Raw genomic sequence first — 1,587 nt, 5'->3', positions numbered from 1 at the left:
TCTGCTGGCGGGTCGCGGCGGGGGCGGGCGCGGGCGTCATCGAGCGCTCGACGGGCGCCGTCTGGGCCGGTGCGGTGCGTGTGGGAGGCGGCGCCTGGAAGGTGCGCGAGCCGCGGCTACCGAAGCTGCCGCCGCGCCGGGCCTCGGCGAAATCGGTCGAGACCAGCGTGAAGGAAAAGAAGACCGCCGCAAAGAGGGCGAAGAGACTGAGACCGCGCAGACGCAGCATGGGAAAGGTTCCTCCATCTGCCCGCGCGTCCAGAACATGCTTGGCGGGCCCGTTACCAATGCGGTCCGACATCGCGACCGTCAAAACGATCGCCAGAGGGGCCCGGCCCGCAGGCGCGGATATGGGGCAGGTGCCAGGCGGATGCAAGATGGAAACGTGAGCACCATCGCGCCCCGAACGCCGGGGATGGGCCGGATGGATCATCCGCAAGGGGCAGGACCGGCGCCTACCGGCTGATGATCACGACGACCCGCCGGCCCCGGAGAAACGCGAAGGCCGCTGCGCACGCGGATGCACGCAACGGCCTTCGTCGATCGGTGGACCCTTTGGGAGGCTCACTCGTCCTCGTCGTCGAACTCGTCGTCGAACTGGTCGACCACCACCAGGAAGACGACGCTGGCGCCATCTTCTTCCTCGTCGTCCGCGTCGTCGCCTTCGTCCTCTTCATCATCCTCGTCGAGGCTGTCGTCGAAGAGATCCTCCTCGTCTTCCGTCGCGGGGCGGATTTCGAAGGGCGAGGTGCCGTTCCACACCGGCTTGCCGTCGGTGGTGAAGTCGGCGAGGTCTGCCTTGAAATCCTCGCTGTCGAAGATTTCGCGAGCCTCGGCCTCGTCGGCGTCCGTCATGGCGACGGCGACGCCATCGATTACAAGCGTGTACATGTCCTGAAGCTCCTGTTGGCTGCCTGTCAGCCCAAAACGCATGGAAGCCCGTCTGGCTCCCTCTGGCGCAGGCTTCATCCGAAGCCGGCGAGATTGTCAATGGCTTCGTCTCGCCGCTCGACCGCGACCGGAAGCCGGCGAACGTCGCCGAACCGGTCGCGGCGGCGCTGCCTCATCCCCGCAGGACGCCGCCGGTCTGCTTGCGGACGTTGTCGACGATCTTGCCGGCCAGCGCCTCGAAATCCTCGTCGGTCAGCGTCTTGTCGACCGGCTGGATCGACACCTCGATGGCGATCGACTTGCGGCCTTCGCCGAGCGAGGCGCCCTCGAACACGTCGAACACCGTCACGCCGGTGATCAGCTTCCGGTCGGCCGCGAGCGCCGCCCTGGTCAGCGTGCCCGCCTCGACGGCCCTGTCGACCACGAAGGCGAAATCGCGCCGCACCGCCTGGAAGGGCGACAGGTCGAGCCTGGGCTTGGTGCGCGTGGCACGCGCCTTGGGTTCCGGCACGGCGTCGACATAGACCTCGAAGCCGCAGAGCGGGCCGGACACGTCGAGCGCCTCCAGCGTGCGCGGGTGGAACTCGCCGAAGGTGGCGAGCACGACCTTGGGGCCGAGCTTGATGGTGCCCGAGCGGCCGGGATGGTACCAGGCCGGGCCGCCGGCCTCGACCTGCAGCTTGTCCACCGGCGCGC

General features: G+C 68.4%; 2 protein-coding genes and 1 pseudogene. All 3 read right to left on the bottom strand.

Going from position 1 to position 1,587, the window contains the following annotated elements; genetic code table 11:
* A pseudogene (locus EJC49_RS25290) lies at positions 1-229 on the bottom strand (hypothetical protein); the annotation flags it as partial.
* A 335-nt stretch (positions 230-564) separates the two neighbouring features.
* Positions 565-891, bottom strand: coding sequence for a hypothetical protein (locus tag EJC49_RS25285; RefSeq protein ID WP_126702690.1), 327 nt, complete (start codon positions 889-891; stop codon positions 565-567).
* Positions 892-1,063: 172 nt separating this feature from the next.
* Positions 1,064-1,587, bottom strand: a 524-nt coding sequence (locus EJC49_RS25280) for a phenylalanine--tRNA ligase subunit beta (RefSeq protein WP_483458065.1), incomplete at its 5' end; no start/stop codon positions are given.

Origin of the sequence: Aquibium carbonis, assembly GCF_003970795.1 — a bacterium.
Classification (GTDB): Bacteria; Pseudomonadota; Alphaproteobacteria; order Rhizobiales; family Rhizobiaceae; genus Aquibium; species Aquibium carbonis.
This window is presented reverse-complemented; position numbering and strand designations above follow the sequence as displayed.